Source organism: Myxococcus sp. AB056 (genome assembly GCF_006547365.1).
Lineage (GTDB): Bacteria > Myxococcota > Myxococcia > Myxococcales > Myxococcaceae > Myxococcus > Myxococcus virescens.
The window spans coordinates 1-22,941 of record NZ_VHLB01000102.1 but is presented as its reverse complement, the minus strand read 5'-3'; the positions used below and the strand labels follow the sequence as shown (position 1 = coordinate 22,941).

The following is a 22,941-nucleotide window of genomic DNA, read 5'->3' as shown; positions in this document are numbered from 1 at the left end:
CGCTTCAGCCGCGCGGAGGGTGTTCGCGCAGCCCGTCCACGAAGCGCTTCGCCTCGGACAGCAGCGCCGGAGCCAGCGCGGGCGCGGAGGCAATCACGTCGCCGCGCAGCACGTCGAAGGGCTCGCCGGAGATGTGGCGGACGACGCCGCCCGCCTCCTCCACCAGCAGCGAGCCCGCGGCGATGTCCCACGGCTTCAAGCCGAACTCGAAGAAGCCGTCGAAGCGGCCCGCGGCCACGTAGGCCAGGTCCATGGCGGCACTGCCCGTGCGGCGCATGCCCTGCGCGTGGAGGATGAGGCGGGTGAAGAGGCCCACCGGCCCCTCCGGGCGCTCGCGAACGTCGTAGGGGAAGCCCGTGCAGAGCAGCGCCCGGTCCAACGAGGACACGGTGCTGGCGCGCAGCGGACGGCCGTTGAGGGTGGCGCCCTGCCCGCGCGCGGCGGAGAACAGCTCGTCCAGCATCGGGTCATAGACGACGCCAGCCAGCACGCCGCCGGGGCCCTCCACCGCCACGCTGACGCAGAAGTGCGGCACGCGGTGCGAGTAGTTGGTGGTGCCATCCAGCGGGTCCACCAGCCAGCGCAGGCTGTCGGTGCCCTGCGTGGCGCCGCTCTCCTCCGCGAGGATGGCGTGGTCGGGGTGGCGCTCGCGGATGAAGGCGAGCAGCGCTTCCTCGGAGGCTTTGTCCGCGTCCGTCACCAGGTCGATGCCGCCCTTGAACTCGATGGTGCGCTCGCCCAGGAACCGGTCCGCGAGGATGCGGCCAGCGAGCCGGGCCCCCTCCTCGGCGGTGCGGCGCAGGTTGTCGGGCGAGTCCTGGGACATGACGCTCTCCTCTACGGGGTGGGCTCGGCGAGCAGCGCCTCGAGCTCCGTCTGGTACTTCGCGAGGAACTCCTCCGCGAAGCCTTCATGGACATGGCGCACCATGCCCTTGCGGTCGATGAAATACGTGGTGGGCATGCCCCGCACCTTGAGGGTGCGCTCGGCCACCTGGGCGTTCTGGTCCAGGAGGATGGGCAGCGTCACCTTCGTCTCCGCCAGGAAGGCGGGGATGGCGCGCGGGTCCTCGTCGATGTTGAGCGCGTACACCTTCAGGCCCTGGGCCGCGTACTCGTTGGCGAGGTCCTGGTAGTAGGGGAGCGCGTCCTTGCAGGGCTCGCACCAGGTGGCCCACACGTCGAGCACCACCACGCTGCCCCGGTCCGAGGCGAGGTCATACGGCTCGCCGTCGGGATAGCGTTTCACCTGGAAGTCCAGCGGCTGCGAGCCCTTGAGGCCGCTGCGCTGCGAAGTCCCCTGCCCCTCTGGCCCTGGAGGCGGAATGGAGGGAGCGCTCGCACAGCCGGACAGCGCGAGCGCCCCAACGACGACGGCGAATGGCAGGCGCGGCATGTCAGGCTTCCTTCTGCGCCCGGGCCGCGAGGGCCGCGAGCACCTTGTCGATGAAACCACCAAAGGCCCCGTTGCTCATCACCAGCAGCACGTCGCCGGGACGGGCCTCGCGGGCGGCCAGGTCCACCAGGGTCTGCACGTCCGTGGCGCCCTCGGCGGGGATGCCCTGGGCCTGGAGGTCGGTGACGAGCTTGCGCACGTCCAGTTCCTCGCCCACGGGCACCTTGTCGTGGCGCTCGGGCACCTTGAGGCTGGCGCGGGCCGCGCCGGGGAAGGCGTGGGCGTAGTCCTCCTGGTGGATGTTGCGGCGGCTGGTGTTGGAGCGCGGCTCGAAGATGGCCCACAGCCGCCGCTCCGGGTAGCGGTGGTGGATGGCGGCGATGGTCTCCCGCACCGCCGTCGGGTGGTGCGCGAAGTCGTCAATCACCAGGACGCCGTCTGGCTCGCCGCGAATCTCCTGCCGGCGCTTCACGCCGCTGAAGGTGGCCAGCCCCTGCGCGATTTCGTCGAAGGTGAGCCCCAAGCCCTGCGCCGCGGCGATGACGGCCAGCGCGTTCTCCACGTTGTGCGCGCCGCCCATGGGGAGCTGCACCGTGCCCTGCACCTCGCCGCGCGCCACCACGTCGAAGCGGGCGCCGTCCGGGCCGAAGGACAGGTTGCGCGGCGTGTAGTCCGCGTCCGCGCCCTCCTTCGCCACGTACGTCACCACGCGCCCCGGGCAGCCCTCGCGCGCCAGCTTCACCGCGTTGGGGTAGGCGGCGCAGACGATGAGCTGCCCGTCCTGGGGGATGAGCCGGACGAACTTCTCGAAGGTCGCCTCGTAGTGCGGCAAGTCGCGGAAGATGTCCGCGTGGTCGAACTCCACGCTGGTGAGGATGGCGGTGCGCGGCCGGTAGTGGAGGAACTTGGAGCCCTTGTCCCAGTACGCGGTGTCGTACTCGTCGCCCTCGACGACGAAGTGCGGCCCCTTCCCCACGCGGTAGTTGCCCGCGTAGTTCTGCGTGACGCCGCCCACGAGGAAGGACGGGTCCTTGCCCGCCGCCACCAGCACGTGGGCCATGAGCGAGGACGTCGTCGTCTTCCCGTGGGTGCCGGCCACGACGACGGAGTGCGAGCGGTCCAGGAAGAGCGAGCCCAGCGCGGCGGGGAAGCTCATCTGCTTGAGGCCGCGCTCGCGCACGGCGGTGGCCTCGGGATTCACGCGGCGGATGACATTGCCGATGATGACGAGGTCCGGCTTCGCCGCGTCCAGGTTCTCCGGACGGTACGGCGTGGCGGCGGGGATGCCCCACGTCCGGAGCATGTCGCTCATGGGCGGGTAGACATTCTCGTCGCTGCCAGTGACGTCGTAGCCGGCGGCCTTGAGCATGCCGGCGAAGGAGCCCATGCCCGTGCCCGCCACGCCCACCAGGTGGATGCGGCGCACGCTGCCAGGTTCGAGGGTGTCGAGGACGTTTCCGTTGTCGTCAGCCATGGTGTCCCTGCTTCGTTTCAGTGAGCTCGAGCGCCTCCACGACGAAGTCATGGAAGAGCGGTCGGAAATCCCGGATGCGCGTTTCCTGGCGGCCGTTGGCCACGCGGTTCGTCACCAGCGCCACCACCAGCGAGCGGCGCAGGTCCACCCAGAGGCTGGTGCCGGTGAAGCCCAGGTGCCCCACCGCGCCCGGCGGGGTGTCGCCAATGTAGTGCCCGGCGCTGGACACGCCCTCGGAGGGCGAGTCGAAGCCCATGGAGCGGGTGCTGGCCTCCACCTTCGGGTCCGTGGCCAGCGCGCGGTGCCACAGCGGCCCCGGCGCGATGATGGCCCCACCCGCGCAGCCGTCCAGCACGGCCTGGCCGAAGCGGGCCACGTCTACGGCGGTGCCGAAGAGGCCCGCGTGACCGGCGACGCCGTCCATCACCCAGGCGTTGTCGTCGTCCACTTCGCCCGGGCGCGTGGGCTGGGTGGGCACGTCCTTCCACAGCGTCTCCTGCCCCGGAGCGGGCTCGCGCGGGCGGGTGGCGCCGGTGGGCGCGGGCATGGCGTCCGCGGGGAAGTCGGTGAGGCGGTGGAAGCGGGCGCTGAGGCCCAGGGGCTCGGCGACGTGGCGGGAGAAGAGCGTGTCCAGCGGAGCGCCCGCGGCCCGCGAGAGGATTTCGCCCAGGAGGATGAAGCCCACGTCGCTGTAGGCGGCGCGCGTCTGGGGCTCGGCGGCGAGCGGCGTGGCGGCGGCGGCCTGGATGACCTCGTCGCGGACGCGTGCGCGCAGGGCGGAGGGACAGTCCGCGTCCAGCAGCTCGGGGTGCGCGGTGAGCGCCTGCGCGAAGAAGGGCACGAAGGGCGGCAGGCCGGAGCGGTGGTAGAGCAGGTCCGCCACGGTGACGCCCGCGTCGCCCACGGGCGTGCCCGGGAAGTAGCGGGACACCAGCGTCTCCGGCCCCACCTTCCCTTCCGTCCAGAGGCGGAGGAAGAGCGAGGTGGTGCTGATGACCTTGGTGAGCGACGCCAGGTCGAAGCGCGTGTCGCCGGAGACCTTGCCCGCGACGCCGCCGAACACCTGGACGCCCCGGTGCAGCACGACGGCCTGGGCCGAGGGGAAGACGCCCAATTCACAGGCGTCATCGAGGACCTTCTGCAGAATCGCGATGGGGTGGGTACCGCCACTCATGCCCGCACGGCTCCTTCGAGGAAGGTGAGGCGCGCGGCGTCCGCGTCCAGGCGGACCTGGGTGCCGAGCGCCACGGGGTAGTTGATGTCACCGTGGCCGATGGGGAAGCCCGCCGCGCAGGGAAGGCCCGCCTCGCGCGCGAGCTCACGGAGCACGTCGGCGCTGGAGTAGTCCGCGCCCTTCTCCTCGCACCCGGTGAAGTCGCCCAGGACGATGCCTCGCACGCGGGAGAAGACACCCGCCAGGCGAAGGTGGGTCCACATGCGGTCGATGCGGTAGGGGCGCTCGGTGACGTCCTCCAGCAGCAGCACCGCGCCGTCGAGCGGCGGCATGTACGAGGTGCCGATGAGGCGCGACAGCACGGACAGGTTGCCGCCCACGAGGTGCCCCTCCGCCATGCCGGGCACGTAGGTGGCAGAGCCCGTCAGCGGAGGTGGCGCCTCGGGGGACTCGAGGAGTCGGAACAGATACTCGCGCACCGCGGGAGGCTGCCGGCCGAGCTGCGTGAGGACGGGCCCGTGGAAGGAGACGCGCCCCAGCGCCTGGAGCGCCCCGTGCACGGAGGTGAGGTCGGAGAAGCCGACGAAGGCCGCGTGCGAGGCGTCCGCGAAGGGAAGGTCCGGCAGGAGCCGGGCGCTGCCGTAGCCACCGCGGGCGCTGAAGATGGCGCGGGCGTCCCGGTCCAGCAGAGCGCGCGACAGCTCCCCGCCCCGGCGCGCGTCATCCCCCGCGAGGTAGCGGTGGGCGGCGAAGATGTCGGGGCCGTGGACGGGGCTGTAGCGCTCCGCGATGACGGCCAGGCCGGCCTCGAAGCTCGGGCGGTCGAAGGGCCCGGAGGGGGCGACGACATGCACGGCGTCGCGAGGACGGAGCGGAAGGGGCTTGAGCCAGCGCACGGGGCGCTTCATAGCACCCGGGGCCCGAGGGGCACGGTGATTCGAGGCCCGGGCGGACGAAGCGTTGAGTCCCCCCGTCCGTCGGGACACGGACACTGCAACCGCCTGTCGCCCCCGCCCCTACCCTGCCGACCGCTCCAGGACGGCCGCGAAGAAGGCGTCCGTGCCGTGCCGGTGGGGCGCGACGAAGAGGAATCCGTCGCGGAGACACGCGTCGGAGAGCCACCCCGCCCCGGGCCTTATGAGGCGGAAGTCCGGGCGAGATGCCAGGAAGGCGGCGACGACGTCCTCGTTCTCCGCGCGGTTGACGGTGCAGGTGGCGTAGACGAGCCGCCCGCCGGGCCGCACCAGGAGGGCCCCACGCTGGAGGATGTCCTGCTGGAGCGCCGGAAACCGGTTGAGCACCTCCGGCTGGATGCGGAAGCGCTGGTCGGGCCCCCGGCGCAGGGAGCCCAGCTCCGAGCACGGCGCATCCACGAGCACCCGGTCCGCGTCCAGGCCCTCGGGAAGGCTTCGGAGCACCTGGACTCGGGTGAGGTGAGCCCGGGCGGAGCGCTGGAGGAGCCGGTCGAGCCGCTCGGGGTCCGGGTCATAGGCCAGGAGCCGCCCCGAGTCCTTCATGTCCGCGCCCAATTGGAGCGTCTTGCCGCCCGCGCCGGCACAGAGGTCCAGCACCGTCTCCCCGGGCCGGGCCTCCACGAGGAGCCCCAGGAGCTGGCTGCCCTCGTCCTGGACTTCGAACAGGCCCTCCTGGAGAGAACGGAGCCCATAGAGGTTGGGCCGGGGACCCTCGATATGGAGCGCCAGCGGGCTCCATGTCCCCGGGCGCGTCTCGACGCCCTCGGAGCGAAGCCGCTCGGCAAGGGCCTCCCGCGAGGTGCGCAGCACGTTGGCCCGGAGGGTGATGGGCCCGGGGACGTTCAGGTGGGCGCAGAAGTCGTCGGCCTCGGGACCGAACTCCCGGGCGAAATGGTCGGCGAGCCAGTCCGGCAGGGAGGCGCGGAGCGCGAGCGTCGGGGGCGGCGCCGAAACCAACGGGGGCGGCGCCCCATCCCCGAGCCCTGCCAGGGCGGCGGACTCCACTGCTGGGACGCCCGAGAGGCCGTGCATCAAGGCATGGAGCAGGAAGGGAGGAGCGGCATCCTCGCGGCTCAGGAGGAACCCGAGGCGGCGCCGCCAGAGCCCGACGTTGAAGACGGCCTCCTTGAGGGCCTGGCGCTGCTCTCGGGTCAGAGAGCGATGGTCACGTAGAGTACGGTCGAGCACGCGCTCAGCGGCGGAGCCGGCGAGCACCTGGGCGATGGCATCGGCCGCCACGGGGCCCAGGCCGGCGAGCGCGGACCAGGGCTGGAGGTGAAGCCGGGAGAGCGGATCAAAAGGGACTGTTGACAGAGCGGGCACCATTCTCTAGAAAGCGCCTCATCACGGCAACGCGGTTCCGCCGTGAGGACATATTCCCCGATAGCTCAGCCGGTAGAGCGGGTGACTGTTAATCACTAGGTCCGTGGTTCGAGTCCACGTCGGGGAGCTACTCGAAAGGCCCTGCCAACTGGCAGGGCCTTTTTGTTTAACAGAGGCCTCGCGATGCATATCGCGGGGCCTTTGTGCTTAAGCCGCTGAATCCCAAGGGATTCTGGCTCGCGGTGCTGAAGAGGGCCTCTCTCGGCTCTCCACCCCGCAGACCGCGATACCCCTCTCTTCCACCGCCAACGGGCACTCTGGCCCGCTCTTTCACCCGTTCTGGGGAGAGAGAGACCGAGAGCGGTTAACAGGTGCCGTTAACCAGCGGGGAAGGCGGTTAACAACATTCCCCTGGAGACCCGCTCTTTCCGCTCTCAGGTTTCTGGGAAGGCGTCTCTCTCTGCTTTCTAGAGTCGTCGCTCGCCTGTTTTCCGGCTCTCTGCAAAGGGGGCACCGGAAATGGAGGTTGCAACGGGCTTCGGCTCCAGCGGCCCCTCCACCCGGGACGCACGCTATGCGTCCTGGCCCTATTCCGATGAACCTTTCGGCTTGTCCGAGGCCAGCCCCGCTACTCGGTGGATGTAAGTCCAGTCCTCCCCGTCAATGTCGCTCTCCTCGCGAAACAACTTCGTCCGTCGATTGAATGCGGCGTCGCGCGCTGCGCTGACCTGCTTCTGGAGGTCCTTCTCGGAGCCAATCGGATTCAGTCGCTCCAACACGAGGTCGTGAGTCCAAATCAGGCGAGGCGTTCTTTCAGGCGACGAATAGAAATCCGCGACGAGCTTGATGAAGCCTTCTACGGATTTCCGAAGTTCGACCATCGCAACGAGAAAGGCACTGTCGGGCTGGACCCGAGACAGCACCATGTTGAAAAGAGATTTGTCTTTGAAGAGTTCTGGTGGGCTCCAGAATGTACACAGCTCCTCCAAGTGTTCGGCGAGTCGCCCGCTCCAGATGGCCCGCTGCTCATCCGAGAACCCTCGGTGCCACAACGCCGACCAATACTCATGGAACTCCATGTTGATGGAGGCCGTCAGGATCATGAGCACCTCAAAGAGCGGCTCCAAATCCTCTGGTTTCGCCCCCGCGCACAGAGACTGCCACTGATACAGGAGCGCCTCTGGCGCCTCGTCTCCCACGGAGTACGCGGCGCGCCAAGCGCGCTTGAACGCCGCGTGCGTTGGCCGGGAGCGGACGTGACCAGCCGCGGAGCGCCAGACCGGGTGGGTACCGCCCTGCAGTCCCAGCCACCACAGAGGTTGCGGGTTCCCGAAAGAGACCTTGAGACAACGCATGAAGAGTTCCGGCGAAACGATCTTCTCCAGTTCCACCGGTGACAAGCCGAGCCCATCCGCCCGCCCGCAAATCGCCTCCACAAGAGAGGGAGGCACGGACCGACTCGTCAGGGCAACCGCGCGGATCCACTGCCGATCCCCTCGCGTCCCGTTTACTAGAGCAAGCACGGCATCACGCTCGACAGGCAACAGTTTGTCCCAGCGTTCGATGAATGCCCTGACGTTAATCAGCGTGAACCCAGTGTCCTCGTGCTGCAACAACTCAGGGAGCAACGCCCCACGCTCAGTCGAGTCCGTTGGAACGATCTTGAGTAGGAAGTCAGCGACCGCGAGTGTGTCCCCGGCGGGGAGCGTTTCCCGCAACCCCCTCTTCACCCAACGGAGCCAAGCCCAGCACATGTTGCGCTGGCTATCCTGGGACAGATACTTCCGGGCGTTGTGGAACAACCCGTAGATGGTGTCCTCGCCGAGCGTCCAGCGAAGCGGCGGCGCGGCGTCCAGAAACGTTGGTAGCAGCGCGCCCCATAGCCGCCACCGCTCGCCCTGATCTTCGGGGGGTCCCACTTCGCATTCGGACTCGAAACGCCACATCTTCCCGGAGAGCGCCGCAGCGCCGGTCGGGACGGATGCCGCCCGCGTAAGCCCCTCCAGGAAGAATTGCCGCAACTCCGGAGAATAGGACGGCCAGCTGCGAATCGCTCCCTTGAATGCGGCGGCGAGTACGAGCGGGTGGTCATCCAGTATCGCGCTCCACGCTCTCTCCGATTCCTGCGAGGCGAGCGACATGTACCGCTTCGCGGCTTTCGCCCGGATGAAGACCTCCGGGAAGCGCAGGCCGTGCTCTACCACAGCAAGGGTGGTGGAACCCTGGAGCGCCCTCCACACCTTCTCGGGTGTATCAAGCTCGGCGGGAGAGAGAGCATCGCCCTCGTGCATTTGGTCGCGGAACAGCTCGTCCCAGGACTTTTGCGGCGGAGCCCACGCCTGACCTCTATGAAAAGACACCAAGGCGCCACTTCGTCCGCCGTCGGCAAGCCATCTCCAGACCTTCTTCTGGTCAGATTTGTCCAACTGCGAATGCTGAAACAGCAAGAACAGGAGGGCTTCGTCCGAGACTGCAGGAAAGATTGAGTGCAACGCGCCGAGCCCGATCCGAAGAAGCTGCTGCCGGTCGTCCTCCGACGTGTATTTCTCGAATAGACGCGCAAGCCCCCTCGTCGCCGTGGGTGCGGCGTTCACCCCGAGCCCCGCCGTGGCCCGCTCCAGCATCGACCATAGGTCACGCCGTTGCCCATGGGGCAACGGCGCCAACAGAATACGGGCCGCCTCCTCGTAGTCCGGATGCGCGAAGAGGAGCAGATCTCCGTCGCGGCGGATCCAACCTCTGCGCTCCAATTCGTCGAGAAGAGCCGAATACGGATCGGGCAACCGCGGCGGAGGCGAGTAGGATGGAAAGGGGGGCTCGCTCTCGCCCGACACGAGCCCGCCGACATTCGACTTGTCGAGCCCCGGCCGGTCTTCTCGATCCGTCATGAGAAAGGCTAGGTCATCCAGATGGATTGGTCGCATCGCGGTCGTGCTGATGCCGAGCGCACGCACGAGCCGGGCCATCTCCGGCATGGGACGAACCTCGGCCGCCAGCGTGATAGCATTGACACGCGCTATACTGTCCAAGTCCTCCAGGCGTGTCTCGCCTTTGGGAAAGTTGCGGGCAAGGTGCCATAGTTGCCCCGGCTGCACGAGGAAGTCAGGAGCGAGCGAGCGCAAGTGTTCGGAGTACCGCTCGCGCTCCACCTCTGAAAGCCCGGCGAGCTCCGCGTGCTTCTGCCAGATCCGAACCGCGAGCGTGGGATCCCGAACCGTGAGATCTACCCAGGGGAACCCCTCCAACGGAGTCGGAATACCGTCTGCGTCCAGCAAGTCGCGCAGCGACTCCTTCGACGCAGTGACAATAAGCAGGCAGTGCTCCGGCAGCTCGCGGATCACCTGCTCCACCGCTTCCCATGTCTGATGGACGGTTCCCGACTTGGCCGCCTTCTCGAATGCACCTTCGATGATGAACAGGCGGTCATATTCACCCGCCCAAAGAAGAAAACGGGTGGCCTCCTGCGGATCGCCCCGCCCGATTTCGAACCCCTGATTCTGCTGAGCTTGGGCAAGCCACTTGGCAAGGAATGTCTTTCCGCACCGGCCGGGACCGGTGAGCAGAAGAACGCGCTTGTCCCTCAGCCTGTCGAGCAGCGCCCTCTCTTCCGGCCGTTCGATGTGCTCCGCGTCATCGTTGAAGACGCGCGACCTGGCGCTCTCAAACAAAATCTTCCGAAGTCCAGGGGCCACGTCATCGCGGTCGGGGACCTTCTCTCGGACGTAGTCCACCATCTGCCGGAACACGTGGTCGGCCTGGCTCGCCGGCACGCGATACAGGACGAGCAACCGCCGGCATTCGGCCTGGATGCGCTCGCGCGTCACTTCCTCAAAGATATGGATGCGCCGGGTGAGACGAAAGACGTCGTTAATGTTCAGGCGCAGGGCCGAACGATGCGCGAGGCGTTTCTTCTCCAGCTCGGTTCCTGCCGGCAGTCCAGTGACGTCCAAGACCTTCCCCAGAAACTCATTCGCCTCCTTTCGTTCGAGTCCGCTATCACGCTCGCCCACCGTATTCGTGCCGTCGGAGACCAACCTCCGGATGGAATCGGTGCACCGCCCGCCCGCGACGACAAGCGCGCTGCTCTGCGGATTGGAGAGCAACCGTTCGAGGAGCGAATTGGAAGCCTCTCGGTCGGGAAATTTCCACAACCACTCCAACAGGAGGGGAAGATCCAGGTCACCTCGCTCGCTCTTGCTCTGGATTTCCACCTTCCAGGACTTAGTCGGAAACGTGGCTTCCGCATCCTCGCCCCCTCGAGGCTCATTCACCAGCGCCAACGCAGGCTCTTCTGCGTGAAGCAGAAAGAACCAGACGTCCGCTTCGTACTGGTACGTATAGGCAGGAGTGCTCGTGATGGGAATCGACATTTGGGTCTTAGTCCGGGCAGAAGATTAGGATGATGCCGCCTTCCCTACTCCCCTCGTCAAGCGGGCACTCCAACTCTTGACGAGTTCCCTGGTCGCCGAAGACCGCCTCGAAGAATCGCTCCGGGCCCGCACGTCTCTGCCTCCGCCCGCGGGCAGAGACTCTCCAGAGGCCGCTGGTCCATGCCTTCGGGCGCGACGCGTTCGAAGGCACCGCCGAGCCTCCTGGTCCATACCACTCAGGGGTTAGACCCGGGCGGTCGGCAACTCCTCGACGCCCCACGGAGGGCTCGCTACTGTGCCTCCGATGAGCGGCAGGGCCTCCATGCCGCACGGGGAATGCCCAATGCCCAAGAGGGTCCAGAGCGAGCTGAACGGCAGGGTGTTCGATGCCTCGGACTTCCGCTGGGCGCTGCTAACCCTCCTCCGAGACAAGAGCCTGACCGACGCTGAAATGGCGGCCTCCCCGGCCCAGACACAAGAGCAGGAGGGCCTGGCCGCGTGGGCGCGAACCAAGGAGGGCTGGGTTCCCGTCGGCGTGCTGGAGCACCAGGAGCAGCCCCAAACGAATCACGAAATTGCGCTCGACGAATGTCGCCGGCTGGCAGGTGCGTACTTCCTGGAGCACTGGGATGAACGGGAACAGGCATATGCTGCGCTGTCCGAGCTGCCCATCTGGTGGGCTCAGCCGGGCTCTCCAGACTCCGAACCGAGCGGGCTCGTCGGAGCCATGCGCTTCATGGCAGGAGAGGAATGGGGGGCGAGGCGCGGCGTCATCGCACGGCGTGGCGGCGACGTGGTCGTCATCGATGAGGGGGGCACTGTCCTGCGTCCAGATGATGTCGGCCCCCTGTCGCCCCGTGAAAACCACCCCCTGGTGACCGCCGCAATCGCCGCAGGCTACAAATTCGAGTAGCCGCGACCATACCTGCCCTATGGATATCCTCTCTCAGCCCCTCGTACCTGAACCTGCCCGGCGATACTGGGCCCTCGGCGACGCCCAAGTCGCGTTCGACTCGATCATTAAGGACGCTCGCGCTGGACGCCTCACTTCGAAAGACGCCAACAACATAGCCTTTCAGTTCCCGTTTCTCGCGCTGGAAGACGCTGCCCGCCGCACTGGCTTCGCGCGGCTCCAAGAAGCCACGCAGGATGACCAATTCATCAAGACCGTACTCCTCGTCATAGGTGATGACGTGGGAATGCTCTCCCTTCTCCAGCGGCGCGCAGCGCAGTATTGGATGCGGCTGGTCTACGACGCCACGGGACAAACCAGCCACACTGTCTCCCCTACCCTCGCCGCATCGCTGCGCGGTACGGAACTCCACGGATACACCTGTGAGGACGTCCGACTGCCCGTCCGCGCGCTGCACATTGGAGTGCCTCCTGACGTTGTTGGGTTGGAGCTACCCGACAGCGACGGTGCCAAATGGACGGCGACCGACCTCCTAATTGTTGAAGAGTCGGGGCCACGTCTCTGGCGCCTGTGTCTGGAGGCGCTCACTGGCGAAGGGAGATCCGCTCACGTCGTGACGATGCACCTGCCACCGGGGATGCCCCTGGAGAAAGCCGTGGCACAGCACGAGGCGAAGGCCGCTCCTGGCCTTGACTGGCGCCCGCTATGGACATGGGCGATTGGCGCGGTGTTGTCACTGACGCCGCCCGCCTCAAGGGCCTAGCACGACGACTGCGGCGGTAGCTATCGACCCCACCCAGCAACCGCCGCCGGCATGCTCACCTTCGCCCAGTCAGGGCCGGTACCTCTCCGCCTCATGGAAGAACTGCGTGAGCGAGTAGTCCAGTAGCGACTGGCGAGACTGCATGTACCGGCGGGCACGCAGGAAGGGCAGCCAGACGCGCTGGCCGACGCGCACCTGGGATTCCTCAAGCTTCTGCCGCGGCACCCACGTGCCGCCCAGCCGCCGCACCAGCATGCCGCCCAGGAAGGCCCCGAGCGCCGGAGCCGTGTGCTCGTCGATGAGGTCCCGCTCATACCGCTCCGGGAAGTTCTCCCGCCAGAAGTAGAAGTCGAGGTCCGTGAGGGACTCGGGCGTCGCGTCGAAGATGCTGGGCACCTTGGTATGCAGCGCAGCCACGAGGCTCTCGGCCAGGTCTCCGTAGGATTCGGGGACGCGCTCTGGATTCTCCACATCTGCGGGAAGGCCGACCGGGAGCCACTCCTCCGGCTCCGGTGGCCGAAAGGCGTTGAGTTCGGCAATCTTCCGTTGCCGCTCGCTGATGGCGAACTCGTCCGGCAGCCGCGAGAGAAACGGCGCCACGTCGGGGTGGAAGTGCGGCTCGACAGGTACGAGCGCGGCGCTGCGCTCCCGCAGCGTGCGCAGCACCGTGTCGAAGTCGAGGTCCGGCCGCAGGTGGACATGCGCGCGGGCCTGGGCCACACGCGCTTCGTCGCTCGCGAAGTCGGCGGCGGTGGGCCGCAGCACCAGGAGGACGGAGCCATTAGGGAGTTCCTCCACGAGATGCGCGGGCGTCGAGAGCATTCGCTCTCGGCCTACGGACTCCACCAGCTTCGGATCGAAGAGGTTAAGCCAATATAGCTCGTAGACCTTATCGAATCCGTCTCTATAAACGGTCTCATCATCCCGGCCGAAACTGGGGGCGCCAGACAACTGATCATCAGCCATGCTATGCGCCATTGCATAGGCGGCAGGATGTTTTATGCCCCAGGCTCTGACCATCTCCACGAACAGGCGGCAGCGTTCGAGACCTGAGAAGAACGATATTGGTTGAACATAGAGGCTGATGCTCAACCGTGGCCGACGGGTGGCAATCCCGACGTAGGTCGTCATGGACACAGCCGGAAACGACGAGCGGTGCAATACGATAGACGTACTCTTATCCCGCCGCTCTTCAGCCAACGCCTTCCATATTGAACCACGCGAGTATGTACGCTTCCGCTTCCCCTCAATAACATCCGGCATCCAGTCGCCGGCATTCTCTTCAAGCGCCTGAAATAAAGGTGCAAGCTCGTGTTCTAGGGCGGCCTGCTGGTCGAAAGCTCCCTCAAAAGAAAGCCGCAGGCTGTCCTTGGCGTCCAAGTCTCTCAGGGTCAGCGGTTTCATGGGAACAGAACCTCCACTCCTTCGACCTCGTCCTTAACGGCCTCCAAGGCAGTCTTCAATTCACGAGCATCAGCAGGCCTGAGCTTACCACCCTCGTAGACCAAACGAACTCTCTTCACTTCTGCCGTCCGCCTAAGCTCTGGCCTGCGGATGTCCAGCGTCTCGCCGTAATACCTCCGAGCGTTCTTGGCGTCTGCAACCATCTGCGAAGCCAGCTCTTTCGGTGTCAGCAGACTGAGGTCCCGACTCTTGAAGCTGAACGTCTCCACGCGGGGCTGCGGGCCAGCAGAGGTGCCCTCCTCGATGACGAGCACGTCCGCGAAGCGAAGGTCGGCCTTCGCCACCCCCACGTGCGTCACGATACGGGGCCGGTCGAAGTCCTTGAGCCACTTCCGCTTCGCCCGCGGCAGGGCCGCGTCCGCCTCCAGGATGGCGACCATCTTCCGCTCGAAATCCAAGCCTCGGGCGTACCTGTCACGAAGGAGCTGGTAGCCAGCCCACTTCAGCGGCCCCTTCTCCGCAATCCTCTGCTTGAGTTCCGCGGCCCGCGTCTCCAGGTACGCCACGTAGTCGGCCCAGAGGGGCTCCGCAATGACTTCTGCGGGAGCCGCCCTCCGCAGAGCCTCACGGTGCTTCGTCAGCTCCGCCACATCCATCGACAGGCGCTCCCCGGGGAACTCCGCCTCCAACTGCTTGAACTTCGCCTCCGCCACCTCAGCAGGGAGGCCAGCCGCCTCGGGAGGCATGGAGGGCCGAGTACCGCCCTTTCTCCCGGAGCCCCCTCCGGTGGACGCGGCACTCGGGGGCTCTCGGTACCTCACGGCCAATGCGGCCTGTGCCTGAGCGACGTTGCCTCGTGTCTCGTGAAGAGCCAGCGCGCCGGCTTCGCCCCACTCCGCCACCAGACGGGCCGACTCCCCGCTCTGCTGGAGGTAGCGAGCCAATTCTCCCACGCCGCTCTCCCCTATCTGCGCCTCCAACCTCTCCAGCACGGCCTTCAACGACTCCACGCTAGACACCGCTGCCTGGAGGCGAGCGCGCTCCAGCCGGGAGATGCCCGCTTCACGAAGCGCGCGCGCCCCCTTCCCTCCCGCGTACAGGCCCACCATGAGGGCCGCGGGCGCCAACTGTCGCGTGGCCTCCTCGTACTCCCCCTTGGCGAGGGAGACGCTGCCCTGCGCCGTCCCCGCCACCAGGTGGTAGAAGCCCAGCGGCACGCCGAAGGTGAGGGAGTCAAAGGACGCCAGGGCCACGTTGCTGGGCGCGAAGGCCCCCAGGAATTGGGCGTTCTCCACCTCCCGGTACGCGTCCTGGTAGGGCGGTGGAAGCTGCGCGGGCAGCGCGGATGCATCGATGCTCCGGCTTCCGCCGACGAGGGGAATGGAGGCCGCGACGTCATCCACGGCCCGTCCCAGCCCGCGCGCGATGTCGCCACCGCGGAAGCTCCGCTCCGGGAAGTCGGTGAGGACCATGCCCCGCTGCTTCAGCTCCTCGCGCGCCACCTCCATGGCCCCCAGGGCGCGCCTCAGCAGCTTGTCCTTGGCCAGCAGGCGCAAGAGCTGCCGCACCTCGTCGTCGTGGGCGGTGTGCAAGACGAAGAGGGCGAGGACTTCCGCCTTGGCCAGGCCGTGCTTCTCCACGGCGGTGGCGAGGAAGGCTGCGCGCTTCTTGAGGAGGACGCGGGCTGCCTCGGCCTCCAGGGGGCCCAGGGCGCCCAGCCGGACGGCGTTCCAGTCCGAGAGGGCCTCCACCAGCCGGGGCATGTCCGCCTGGCGCTGCAAGGCCAGGAAGGTCGCTGGCGTGGTGCACGCCAGGAAGGGCTCCAGCACCTCGTCCTCCGAGTCCAGGTGCGGCCAGCCCGAGGGGACGTCCCCGCACACACCTTCCAGGGCCCCCACCACACGCAGGGGCGCCGTTTCTCCCCCTCCGGGATTCGGGGGAGACGGCGTGGCCCGGCGGCGGTGCAGAAGCGGTCCGTCCGCGGACTCCGCGTCGAAGTCCTCGTGGGCGTCGTCCTCGGGGAGACTCGCGACAGCACCGCGCCCCAAGGCCACCAGGGGCGTCGCGCCCGAGACGGACGCCAGGGTGCCTCCAGGGCCCGCCCGTGAGGGTAGCGAGGCACACCCCGACGTCAGGAGGGCCAGGGACAGCACCAGGCCCACCACGCCGCACGGCCATAGCTCAGCGCGCATTGTCCACCCCCAGCCCCACGGCCGCGAAGGCTCCCGGCCGCATCGTCCCTTCCGGCGTGGGAAACAGCAGCGTTCCGCCCTGCCCCAACGCGTAGACGTTGCCCCCCAGGAAGCGCCACCGGGCCTCTCCCGAGACGACATAGCGCGCCCCTGGCTGGCCCATGGCCGTCGCCAGTCCGCCGACGCCCACCGTGAGGTTGCGGTGGAAGAGCTGCGCATCCACACGCCCGTCCACGTCCACCCGGCCCCAGGAGAAGGCCTCCACCCCCAGGGAGAGGAAGAGGTGTCGCTGGCGCATGCCACTCAGCCGCACCGCGTCCCAGCCGAGAATCACCTCCCCGTAGGCCGAAGCCCCCTCCGGGAAGGACACTTCCGCCAGCGGCACGGAGGCCGGGCCCGCCACCTGGAAGCGCGCCAACTCGTAGTCCGGGCCGAAGGCGCCCTGACGGAAGCCTCCTCGCTGAAGGCGGCCTTCCAGGCGCGCGCGCATGTCCACCGTCGGCGTCAGCGTATCCACGCCCACGCCCACCACCGCGCCCCAGGCTCCGCCCTCGCTCGGGCGTCCACCCCACCCGCCCAGCAGGTGCGCCTCCAGCCTCTGCCCCTTGCGCCCGCGCCGCAGCACCACGGCGGTGGCGTCCAGGTGCGCCAGCGTCATGGGCCGCGCGGTGCCGCCTACCCTCCCCCAGTCATGCACCGCCGACAACGCCAGCGTGTACCGCCCCGGGACAGGGGGGCGGCCGAAGAGGACGTGCTGCACGTCCAGGGCTACTTCAGCCCCCGCCAGGCGCGCGCTCAGCACGTCCGAGGCGAAGGCCTCCGCGTACACCGGCCCCAGCGTCCCCGTCGCGATGACGCCGGCCGGGTCGTAGTCGGGGTTGACGCGGTTGCCGTAGCGCCGCACCAGGTGCCCGGACAAGAGGGAGTAACCCTCCATCATGCCCAGCCACATCGAGTTGGGCGTATCCCCTCCCACCATGAAGAGGCGCACCACCTGCCCCCAGTCGGACAGCGTGTCCCAGTCCTCCTTCCTCACGAGGCCTGCGCCCTCACCTCCACCCCACAGCCGCAGTCGTACCGGCGCCCCGAGAATGAGGCGGAACGACTCCCCCTTCCCCAAGGCCACCATGGGCTCCACCTGCAAGAAGCCTTCTTCGGTGCCCGCGCCCCTCCGAGGCAGCAACGTCCACGTCGCCGCGTCCATGCGCAGCAGGTTCGTCATCGGAGGTGCCGAGTCGGGCGCCGCGGGTGCAGAAGCCTCCTTCTCGGGCTGAGCCTCTCCCTCTTCCTCCTCGTCGGAAGAGTTGTCGGAGATGGCCTCCTCCAGCCTGCGCACGGTGGCGTCGAAGTCCTCTGGAGTGTTGGCCTCCTGCGCCCCTCCGGCCCCGGGCAACAGCAGCAGCAACGAGACGACGGCCCAACTCCCATGCATTCCCATGGACGCCTCCGTGGCAGGCCCCAGCAGGGGCGCTCAGCACAGAGGTTCCCTGTTCAGTCCGACAGGTCTGCAAACCGAGTAGGGAAGTTGACTGCAAGAGTCAAAGGCGACCCGGCCCGTTGGGAGTATGGACAGACGTGCCACGCCCCGTCGGGGCGCCAACCGAGGAGCTCAATGCCGAGAGCGAGAACTCCCGCGCCGCTTCTTCTGAATGCCTCGCACACCAGCGATGCGCTCCGCACTGCGGTATGAATTCGCCCAGGCTCCCGCCGTTCGCGGCACCATACGAACAGGCCCGCACTGGGCGAGGTAGCAATGCAGCCGAGGTGGTCTGACAGCCCCCGCTGTCACCTTCATCAGGAACAGGCAGCCATCGACACCTGTCACCGCTGCGGGGCGTTCGTGTGCCTCCAATGCGTTCGAAGTGCCGTGGCTACCGTCTACTGTGGCCCGTGCCTCGAGCTGCGGCCGGCCGTCCCGCAGAAGGTCTCGGCTCATGCCTGGGGAGTCCTTGCCCTCTCCTGCCTCGGACTCGTCCTGTTCCCATGCGCACTCGCGGGAGCCTTCCTGGGATGGAAGCACCTACGCGCAGTCAGGGCCGGACAGGCGCCGGATGTTGAACGCCGCCATGCCTTGGCTGCGGTGTTCCTCGGCACACTGGGGTTTCCGTTTTCATTCGCGCTGGACGTGTTCGTGCGCAGCCGCTGGTAGGCCACATGGCAACGTCATGCGGCCTCCTTCTCGCTCAGGCCGCGAGCACGGAGGAATGCCTCCATTCGAGGCCACTGGGCGCCAAGGTAGTTGAACTCTCCAGGCCGGACTGGCTCCAAGCCCTTCAGCTCCTCGTCCGGGGTGCCGCCCGTCTCCATGGCGAGCGCGTCCCAGGAGAAAGCCCGAATAACTCGAAGCTGATTGCGGATAAGGACGCCGGACTTCTCAATCGCCTCTCGACGGTCGTCGAGCAAACGCACCGTCGCACCGTGACGTTCCTCTCGGCACAGGATGAGCAGTTCCCCTAACGAGAAGCTCGCAGCGCCTGGCCCGCGGCGACGATGGGCGTCTTCCAGCCATTGCCGTGCCTCGACCAAGTCTCCTTGGAGGGCGAGACATGCCGCCAACATGTCGGGGGCACGAACGTAGACGTCGGGCACTTCCTTGGTACGCCACCCACGAGAGAGCGCCAAGAGTACCGCGCGTGCGGCGTCCACATGCCCTTGGAACAACGCACACAACGCAAGGTGGAAGCGCGTCAGTACGCGCTCCGGAGGGCGGAGGGCGTAGCCATCGGCATCTTCGAGCGCGCGTTGGGCAGCTCCGAGGTCGCCAGCATCAAGCAGCGCGGCCCCCCGCTCACAGAGCGCCGCCCACTGCCGGAATCTCCATGACTTGTAGCCAATGAAGGCGATGAAGATGGCGAGAAGCAACGCGGTCTGGACCCACGCCATCGTCCGCTCTTCAGGCTTCCACGCGAGCCAGACTGCGCCCATGGAGCCTGCGACCATGCCAACAACAGCCGACATCCCTGGATGTTTCACACTCAACCCCACGCAAGAAACGACAGTCATTCACACCGTGGTACCCACCGCGTCTCCCAGGAACCGTTTCCCCACAGGAGGGCTGGGGGGGGGTGAATGGTCCAGCAGCAACGCACTGGACGTCGTGTACCGGCGCGTGAGGCAGGAGCCGCCAGGCGCGCCTGCGGGCACGCGCCCTTGCTCCTCCTGCTTCTGCCTCGATCCCCACAGCCCGACCCAGCCGCCGCCGTCAGGGCCTGTACCGCTCCACCTCATGGAAGAATTGCGTGAGCGAGTAGTCCAACAGCGACTGGCGGGACTGCATGTACCGACGGGCGCGGAGGAAGGGCAGCCAGACGCGCTTGCCCACCCGCACCTGGGACTCTTCCATCTTCGCCCTCAGCACCCACGTCCCGCCCAGACGCCGCACCAGCACGTCCCCCAGGTAGGCCCCCAGCGCAGGGGCCGTGTGACTGTCGATGAGTTCGCGCTTGTACCGCTCCGGGAAGTTGTCCCGCCAGAAGTAGAAGTCCAAGTCCGTGAGGGACTCGGCCGTCTCGTCCATGATGGAGGGCACCTTGGTGTGCAGTGCTGCCACGAGTCCTTCGGACAAGTCTCCGTAGGATTCGAGGACGCGCTTCGGCTTCTCCACATCCGAGGGATGGGCGACTGGGAGCCACTCCTCTGGCACCGGCGGCCGGAATGCGTTGAGTTCGGCAATCTTCCGTTGCCGCTCGCTGATGGCGAATTCGTCCGGCAGCCGCGAGAGGAACGGCGCCACGTCAGGGTGGAAGCGCGGCTCGACGGGCACGAGCGCGGCGCTGCGCTCCCGCAGCTTGCGCAGCACCGTGTCGAAGTCGAGGTCTGGCCGCAGGTGAACGTGGGCTCGGGCCTGGGCCACGCGAGCCTCCTCGCTGGCGAACTCGGCGGCAGTGGGCCATAGCACCAGGAGGACGGAGCCGTTGGGAAGCTCCTCCACAAGGTGTGCCGGAGTCGAGAGCATCCGCTCACGGCCTACGCTCTCCACGAGCTTGGGGCCGAAGACATTCAGCCAGAACAGCTCATAAATCTTGTCGAACCCATCCCTTCGCGCATCTCGTTCCTTTCGGCCAAAACAAGGGGATCCGGCCAACTGCTCGTCTGCGATGCTGTGAGCCGATGCGTAAGGAACCGAGTACCGGGCAGCCCAGGCACGAGCCACTGCAACAAGAGTGCGGCAGGCATCCACCCCAGAAAAGAAGTGAAGCGGTTGCAGATCAAGGCGGGAGTGGAAGCTGGACTCATCTTGCGTGAGTATAAAATTAAACACGAGCGACACTGCGGGATTCTCTGGTCGGTACAGCCCTATGATTGAACCATACTCATCGCGCCGTTCCTCCAGCGCGCGCCACACGGCCTCTCGGGAATACTTTCGCTTCCGCCCAGACTTGACGACCGTTGGCATCCAGCCTTCAGCATGCTTTTCAAGAGCATCAACTAGGGGCGTCAATGCGCGCTCGACTCCTTGGGTCGCGTCGAAGCTCCCCTCGAAGGTGAAGCTCAAGCTATCGGCCTTATTCAAATCATGCACTGTCAGTAACTTCATTGATGCTCTACCTCCACGCCCTTGATCTTCCTCTCTGCCGTTCTTGCCGCGTCGGTAAACAACTTCGTTTCTTTTGGCAGAAGCTCCGGTCCTTCATAGATAAGGCGCACCCTCCGAACATCGGCCTGCTGCCGCATGCCTTCCCGCAGAATCCTCAGCGACCCACCGTAGTATTTCATCGCATTGCTCGCATCCGTATTCACCCGAACTTCCACCTCCTGACTCTTCAGGAATCTGAGGTCTCGACTCTTGAAGCTGAACGTCTCCACCCGAGGGGGCTGCCCCGGGGTGGGCCGCCCTTCGATGACGAGCACGTCCGCATAGCGAAAATCCACCTTCGCGACTCCGACGTGTGTCTCGATGTGCGGCTCGTCGAAGTCCTTGAGCCACGTCCGCTCGACCTGCGGCTTTGCCGCATCCTCCTCCAGGAGCGCGACCATCTTCCGCTCGAACGCCATGCCCCGGGCATAGCGATCACGCATCGCTTGGTAGCCCTCCCAAACCAGGGGCCCCTTGACGGGTTCGCCATCTCGAATTTCCTTCAGCCGGTTCTTGCGGTAGGCCACATAGTCCCGCCAGAGCGAGGCCCCCTGTTTGACTCCTGGGGGCGGTTCATTCAGCTTCGGTGCCAGCTTCCGCAGCAACTGCACATCCTTCGGGAGGCGTGCGTCCGCAGCCTCGAGTTCAGCCTGGCGCAGCTTCTCCTTCACGGCCTCAGCAGCGGAAATCTCTGCGTTCTGGGAGAATTGACCCGAGCTGCCGCGTCGCTTCGAGGCGCTCCTCTTTGTCGGCACTTCCCGCAGTGACTTCGGTGCAGCGCCCCGAGCGGGGGTAGCCTCGGGAGCGCGCTCCGGGACGCCCTTCGTCGGCGTTACCTTGGCGGCTTCCGCGCTGCGCACGGCCAGCGCGGCCTGGGCCTTCGCCACGTCACCACGAGCTTCGTAGAGGGCAATGACGAATGCCGGCCCCTCCGTCGCCGCGATGAAGGCGACCTTGCGCTCGCCCCGGAACATGGCGACGACATCACGGACTGCGTCGGGGCCAAATAGCTCCTCCAGCTCCTTCACGACGGCCTTCAGCGCTTCGACTTCCGATGCCGCGAGCTTCCGCAGACTCGCCCGCCCACCGGAGTTGGACTCCACCAGGGCGCGCGCACCCTTGCCCCCGGCATACAGCGCCACCATCAGCGCGGCTGGCGCCAGCTCGCGTGTGGCCTGCTCGTACTTGCCTTGCGCCAGCGAGTACGCCCCGTGCCCCGTCCCAGCCACCAGGTGGTAGAAGCCGACCGGCACACCGAAAGTGAGGTGGTCGAAGGCTCCGGCCGCGACACTTCCTGGCGCGTAGTGCCTCGCCGACAGCGCCTTGCGCACTTCGTCGAGCGCGTCCTGGTACGGAGGGGGAAGCTGGCTGCGCTTCGCCGCCATGAGGTCCGAGTACTGGGCCTCAACACTCGCCGGGCTGCTGGAGAGCATGTCCCGGCCTGCGCGGGCCATCCCGCGCAGCACGTCGCGCGCCTGCTCCCCCCGCTCCGGGAAGCCTTCCAGCGCCAGGCCCCGCCGCTTCATCTCCTCGCGGACGACGGGCATGTTGCCCAGCGTCTCCCCCAGTTGCTTGTCGCGGGCCAGCCGCTGCACCACCTCGCGCACCTCGTCGTCGAAGGCCGCGTGCAGGACAAAGAGGGCGAGCACCTCGGAGTACGGCACGCCGTACTTCTCCACGGACGTGACGAGGAAAGCCGCCCGCTTGCGGCTGAGGACGGCTGAGGCCGGCGCGTCCATCGGCCCCAGGGCCCCCAGGCGAACGGCGTCCCAGTCCGTGAGGGACTGCACCAGCGCGGGCATGTCCACCCCGCGCTGCATGGCCACGAACTCCGCGGGCGAGGCACACGCCAGGAAGAGTTCCAGCACCTCTCGGCTGGAGTCGAGGTGAGGCCACCCCTCGGGCACGCCCTCGCTACCGCAGACGAAGGCTCTGCCCTCCTCTGCGTTCTCGCCTCCCGCCCCCTCCTCGCCAACAGGGCTGCCGAAGGGCCCGCGCCGATAGCCCATCGGCGCCGGCAGGGACGGCCCCTCCGCGGAGCCTGGCTCCTCCCCCCGGTACACACCCGCCGCCGCACTCCTCGCCGCCTGTGCGGGCACGGAGAGGGGACTGAAGGCCAGGACTGCACCTCGGCCCGCCTGGCCCGGCCTCGCCGGCAACGAGGCGCACCCGGAGGCCAGGAGGGCCACCACCAGCGCGAGGCCAAGCCCGCTGCCCCAAGGCCGCTCAGCGCGCATTGTCCACCCCCAGCCCCACCGAAGCGAAGGCGCCTGGCCGCAGCGTCCCTTCCGCCGTCGGGAAGAGCAGCGTGCCGCCCTGCCCCACCGCGTACAGCTTCCCGCCCAGGAAGCGCCACCGCACATCGCCCGAGGCGAGGTAGCGC

The 22,941-nt window shown here is 67.3% G+C and carries 15 protein-coding genes and 1 tRNA gene; 3 read left to right on the top strand and 13 right to left on the bottom strand.

Annotated elements, in window-relative coordinates; genetic code table 11:
- Nucleotides 1-4: 4 nt before the first annotated feature.
- The 6 genes from FMP39_RS31425 to FMP39_RS31400 form a co-directional block, all read right to left on the bottom strand.
- A complete protein-coding gene (locus tag FMP39_RS31425) occupies nucleotides 5-826 on the bottom strand; it encodes an inositol monophosphatase family protein (RefSeq protein WP_141593760.1) in 822 nt (273 codons plus the stop codon).
- Nucleotides 827-837: 11 nt separating this feature from the next.
- Complete coding sequence (locus tag FMP39_RS31420; RefSeq protein WP_141593759.1) at nucleotides 838-1,395, bottom strand: TlpA disulfide reductase family protein; 558 nt, start codon at nucleotides 1,393-1,395, stop codon at nucleotides 838-840.
- 1 nt (nucleotide 1,396) lies between these two features.
- The gene (gene mpl, locus FMP39_RS31415; RefSeq protein ID WP_141593758.1) at nucleotides 1,397-2,869 is read right to left on the bottom strand and encodes a UDP-N-acetylmuramate:L-alanyl-gamma-D-glutamyl-meso-diaminopimelate ligase; all 1,473 of its coding nucleotides are present in this window, start codon (nucleotides 2,867-2,869) and stop codon (nucleotides 1,397-1,399) included.
- The gene (locus FMP39_RS31410) at nucleotides 2,862-4,043 is read right to left on the bottom strand and encodes a serine hydrolase (protein WP_141593757.1); all 1,182 of its coding nucleotides are present in this window, start codon (nucleotides 4,041-4,043) and stop codon (nucleotides 2,862-2,864) included. Before FMP39_RS31410 ends, mpl begins: the two co-directional genes overlap by 8 nt.
- Nucleotides 4,040-4,951, bottom strand: coding sequence for an LD-carboxypeptidase (locus tag FMP39_RS31405; protein WP_141255334.1), 912 nt, complete (start codon nucleotides 4,949-4,951; stop codon nucleotides 4,040-4,042). The genes FMP39_RS31410 and FMP39_RS31405 overlap by 4 nt, the downstream gene beginning before the upstream one ends.
- 108 nt (nucleotides 4,952-5,059) lie before the next feature.
- Entirely contained in the window at nucleotides 5,060-6,343 is a 1,284-nt protein-coding gene (locus FMP39_RS31400) for an RsmB/NOP family class I SAM-dependent RNA methyltransferase (protein WP_141593756.1), read from the bottom strand.
- Between the two features lie 51 nt (nucleotides 6,344-6,394).
- Here FMP39_RS31400 and FMP39_RS31395 point away from each other — a divergent pair.
- Nucleotides 6,395-6,467, top strand: a tRNA-Asn gene (locus FMP39_RS31395).
- A 460-nt stretch (nucleotides 6,468-6,927) separates the two neighbouring features.
- On the opposite strand, the gene FMP39_RS31390 is transcribed toward FMP39_RS31395, so the two are convergent.
- On the bottom strand, nucleotides 6,928-10,710 hold the full coding sequence (locus FMP39_RS31390) for a hypothetical protein (protein ID WP_141593755.1): 3,783 nt from the start codon (nucleotides 10,708-10,710) through the stop codon (nucleotides 6,928-6,930).
- A gap of 343 nt (nucleotides 10,711-11,053) precedes the next feature.
- Between FMP39_RS31390 and FMP39_RS31385 the strand changes: the two genes are divergently transcribed.
- Complete coding sequence (locus FMP39_RS31385; protein WP_141593754.1) at nucleotides 11,054-11,623, top strand: hypothetical protein; 570 nt, start codon at nucleotides 11,054-11,056, stop codon at nucleotides 11,621-11,623.
- Nucleotides 11,624-11,642: 19 nt separating this feature from the next.
- On the top strand, nucleotides 11,643-12,386 hold the full coding sequence (locus FMP39_RS31380) for a hypothetical protein (protein WP_141593753.1): 744 nt from the start codon (nucleotides 11,643-11,645) through the stop codon (nucleotides 12,384-12,386).
- Nucleotides 12,387-12,455: 69 nt separating this feature from the next.
- Here the strand turns inward: FMP39_RS31380 and FMP39_RS31375 are convergent, their stop codons facing one another.
- From FMP39_RS31375 to FMP39_RS31350, 6 genes are all read right to left on the bottom strand, one after another.
- Entirely contained in the window at nucleotides 12,456-13,790 is a 1,335-nt protein-coding gene (locus FMP39_RS31375; protein WP_141593752.1) for a hypothetical protein, read from the bottom strand.
- Nucleotides 13,787-15,982 carry a hypothetical protein gene (locus FMP39_RS31370; protein ID WP_141593751.1) on the bottom strand — a complete coding sequence of 732 codons (2,196 nt, stop codon included), beginning with the start codon at nucleotides 15,980-15,982 and terminating at the stop codon, nucleotides 13,787-13,789. Before FMP39_RS31370 ends, FMP39_RS31375 begins: the two co-directional genes overlap by 4 nt.
- Nucleotides 15,972-17,414, bottom strand: coding sequence for a hypothetical protein (locus FMP39_RS31365; protein WP_194858637.1), 1,443 nt, complete (start codon nucleotides 17,412-17,414; stop codon nucleotides 15,972-15,974). Before FMP39_RS31365 ends, FMP39_RS31370 begins: the two co-directional genes overlap by 11 nt.
- A gap of 731 nt (nucleotides 17,415-18,145) precedes the next feature.
- Nucleotides 18,146-18,940, bottom strand: a complete 795-nt coding sequence (locus FMP39_RS31360; RefSeq protein ID WP_141593749.1) for a lipopolysaccharide assembly protein LapB — start codon at nucleotides 18,938-18,940, stop codon at nucleotides 18,146-18,148.
- Nucleotides 18,941-19,184: 244 nt separating this feature from the next.
- Nucleotides 19,185-20,519, bottom strand: coding sequence for a hypothetical protein (locus tag FMP39_RS31355; protein WP_141593748.1), 1,335 nt, complete (start codon nucleotides 20,517-20,519; stop codon nucleotides 19,185-19,187).
- Entirely contained in the window at nucleotides 20,516-22,795 is a 2,280-nt protein-coding gene (locus tag FMP39_RS31350) for a hypothetical protein (RefSeq protein ID WP_228558500.1), read from the bottom strand. Before FMP39_RS31350 ends, FMP39_RS31355 begins: the two co-directional genes overlap by 4 nt.
- Nucleotides 22,796-22,941 lie beyond the last annotated feature (146 nt).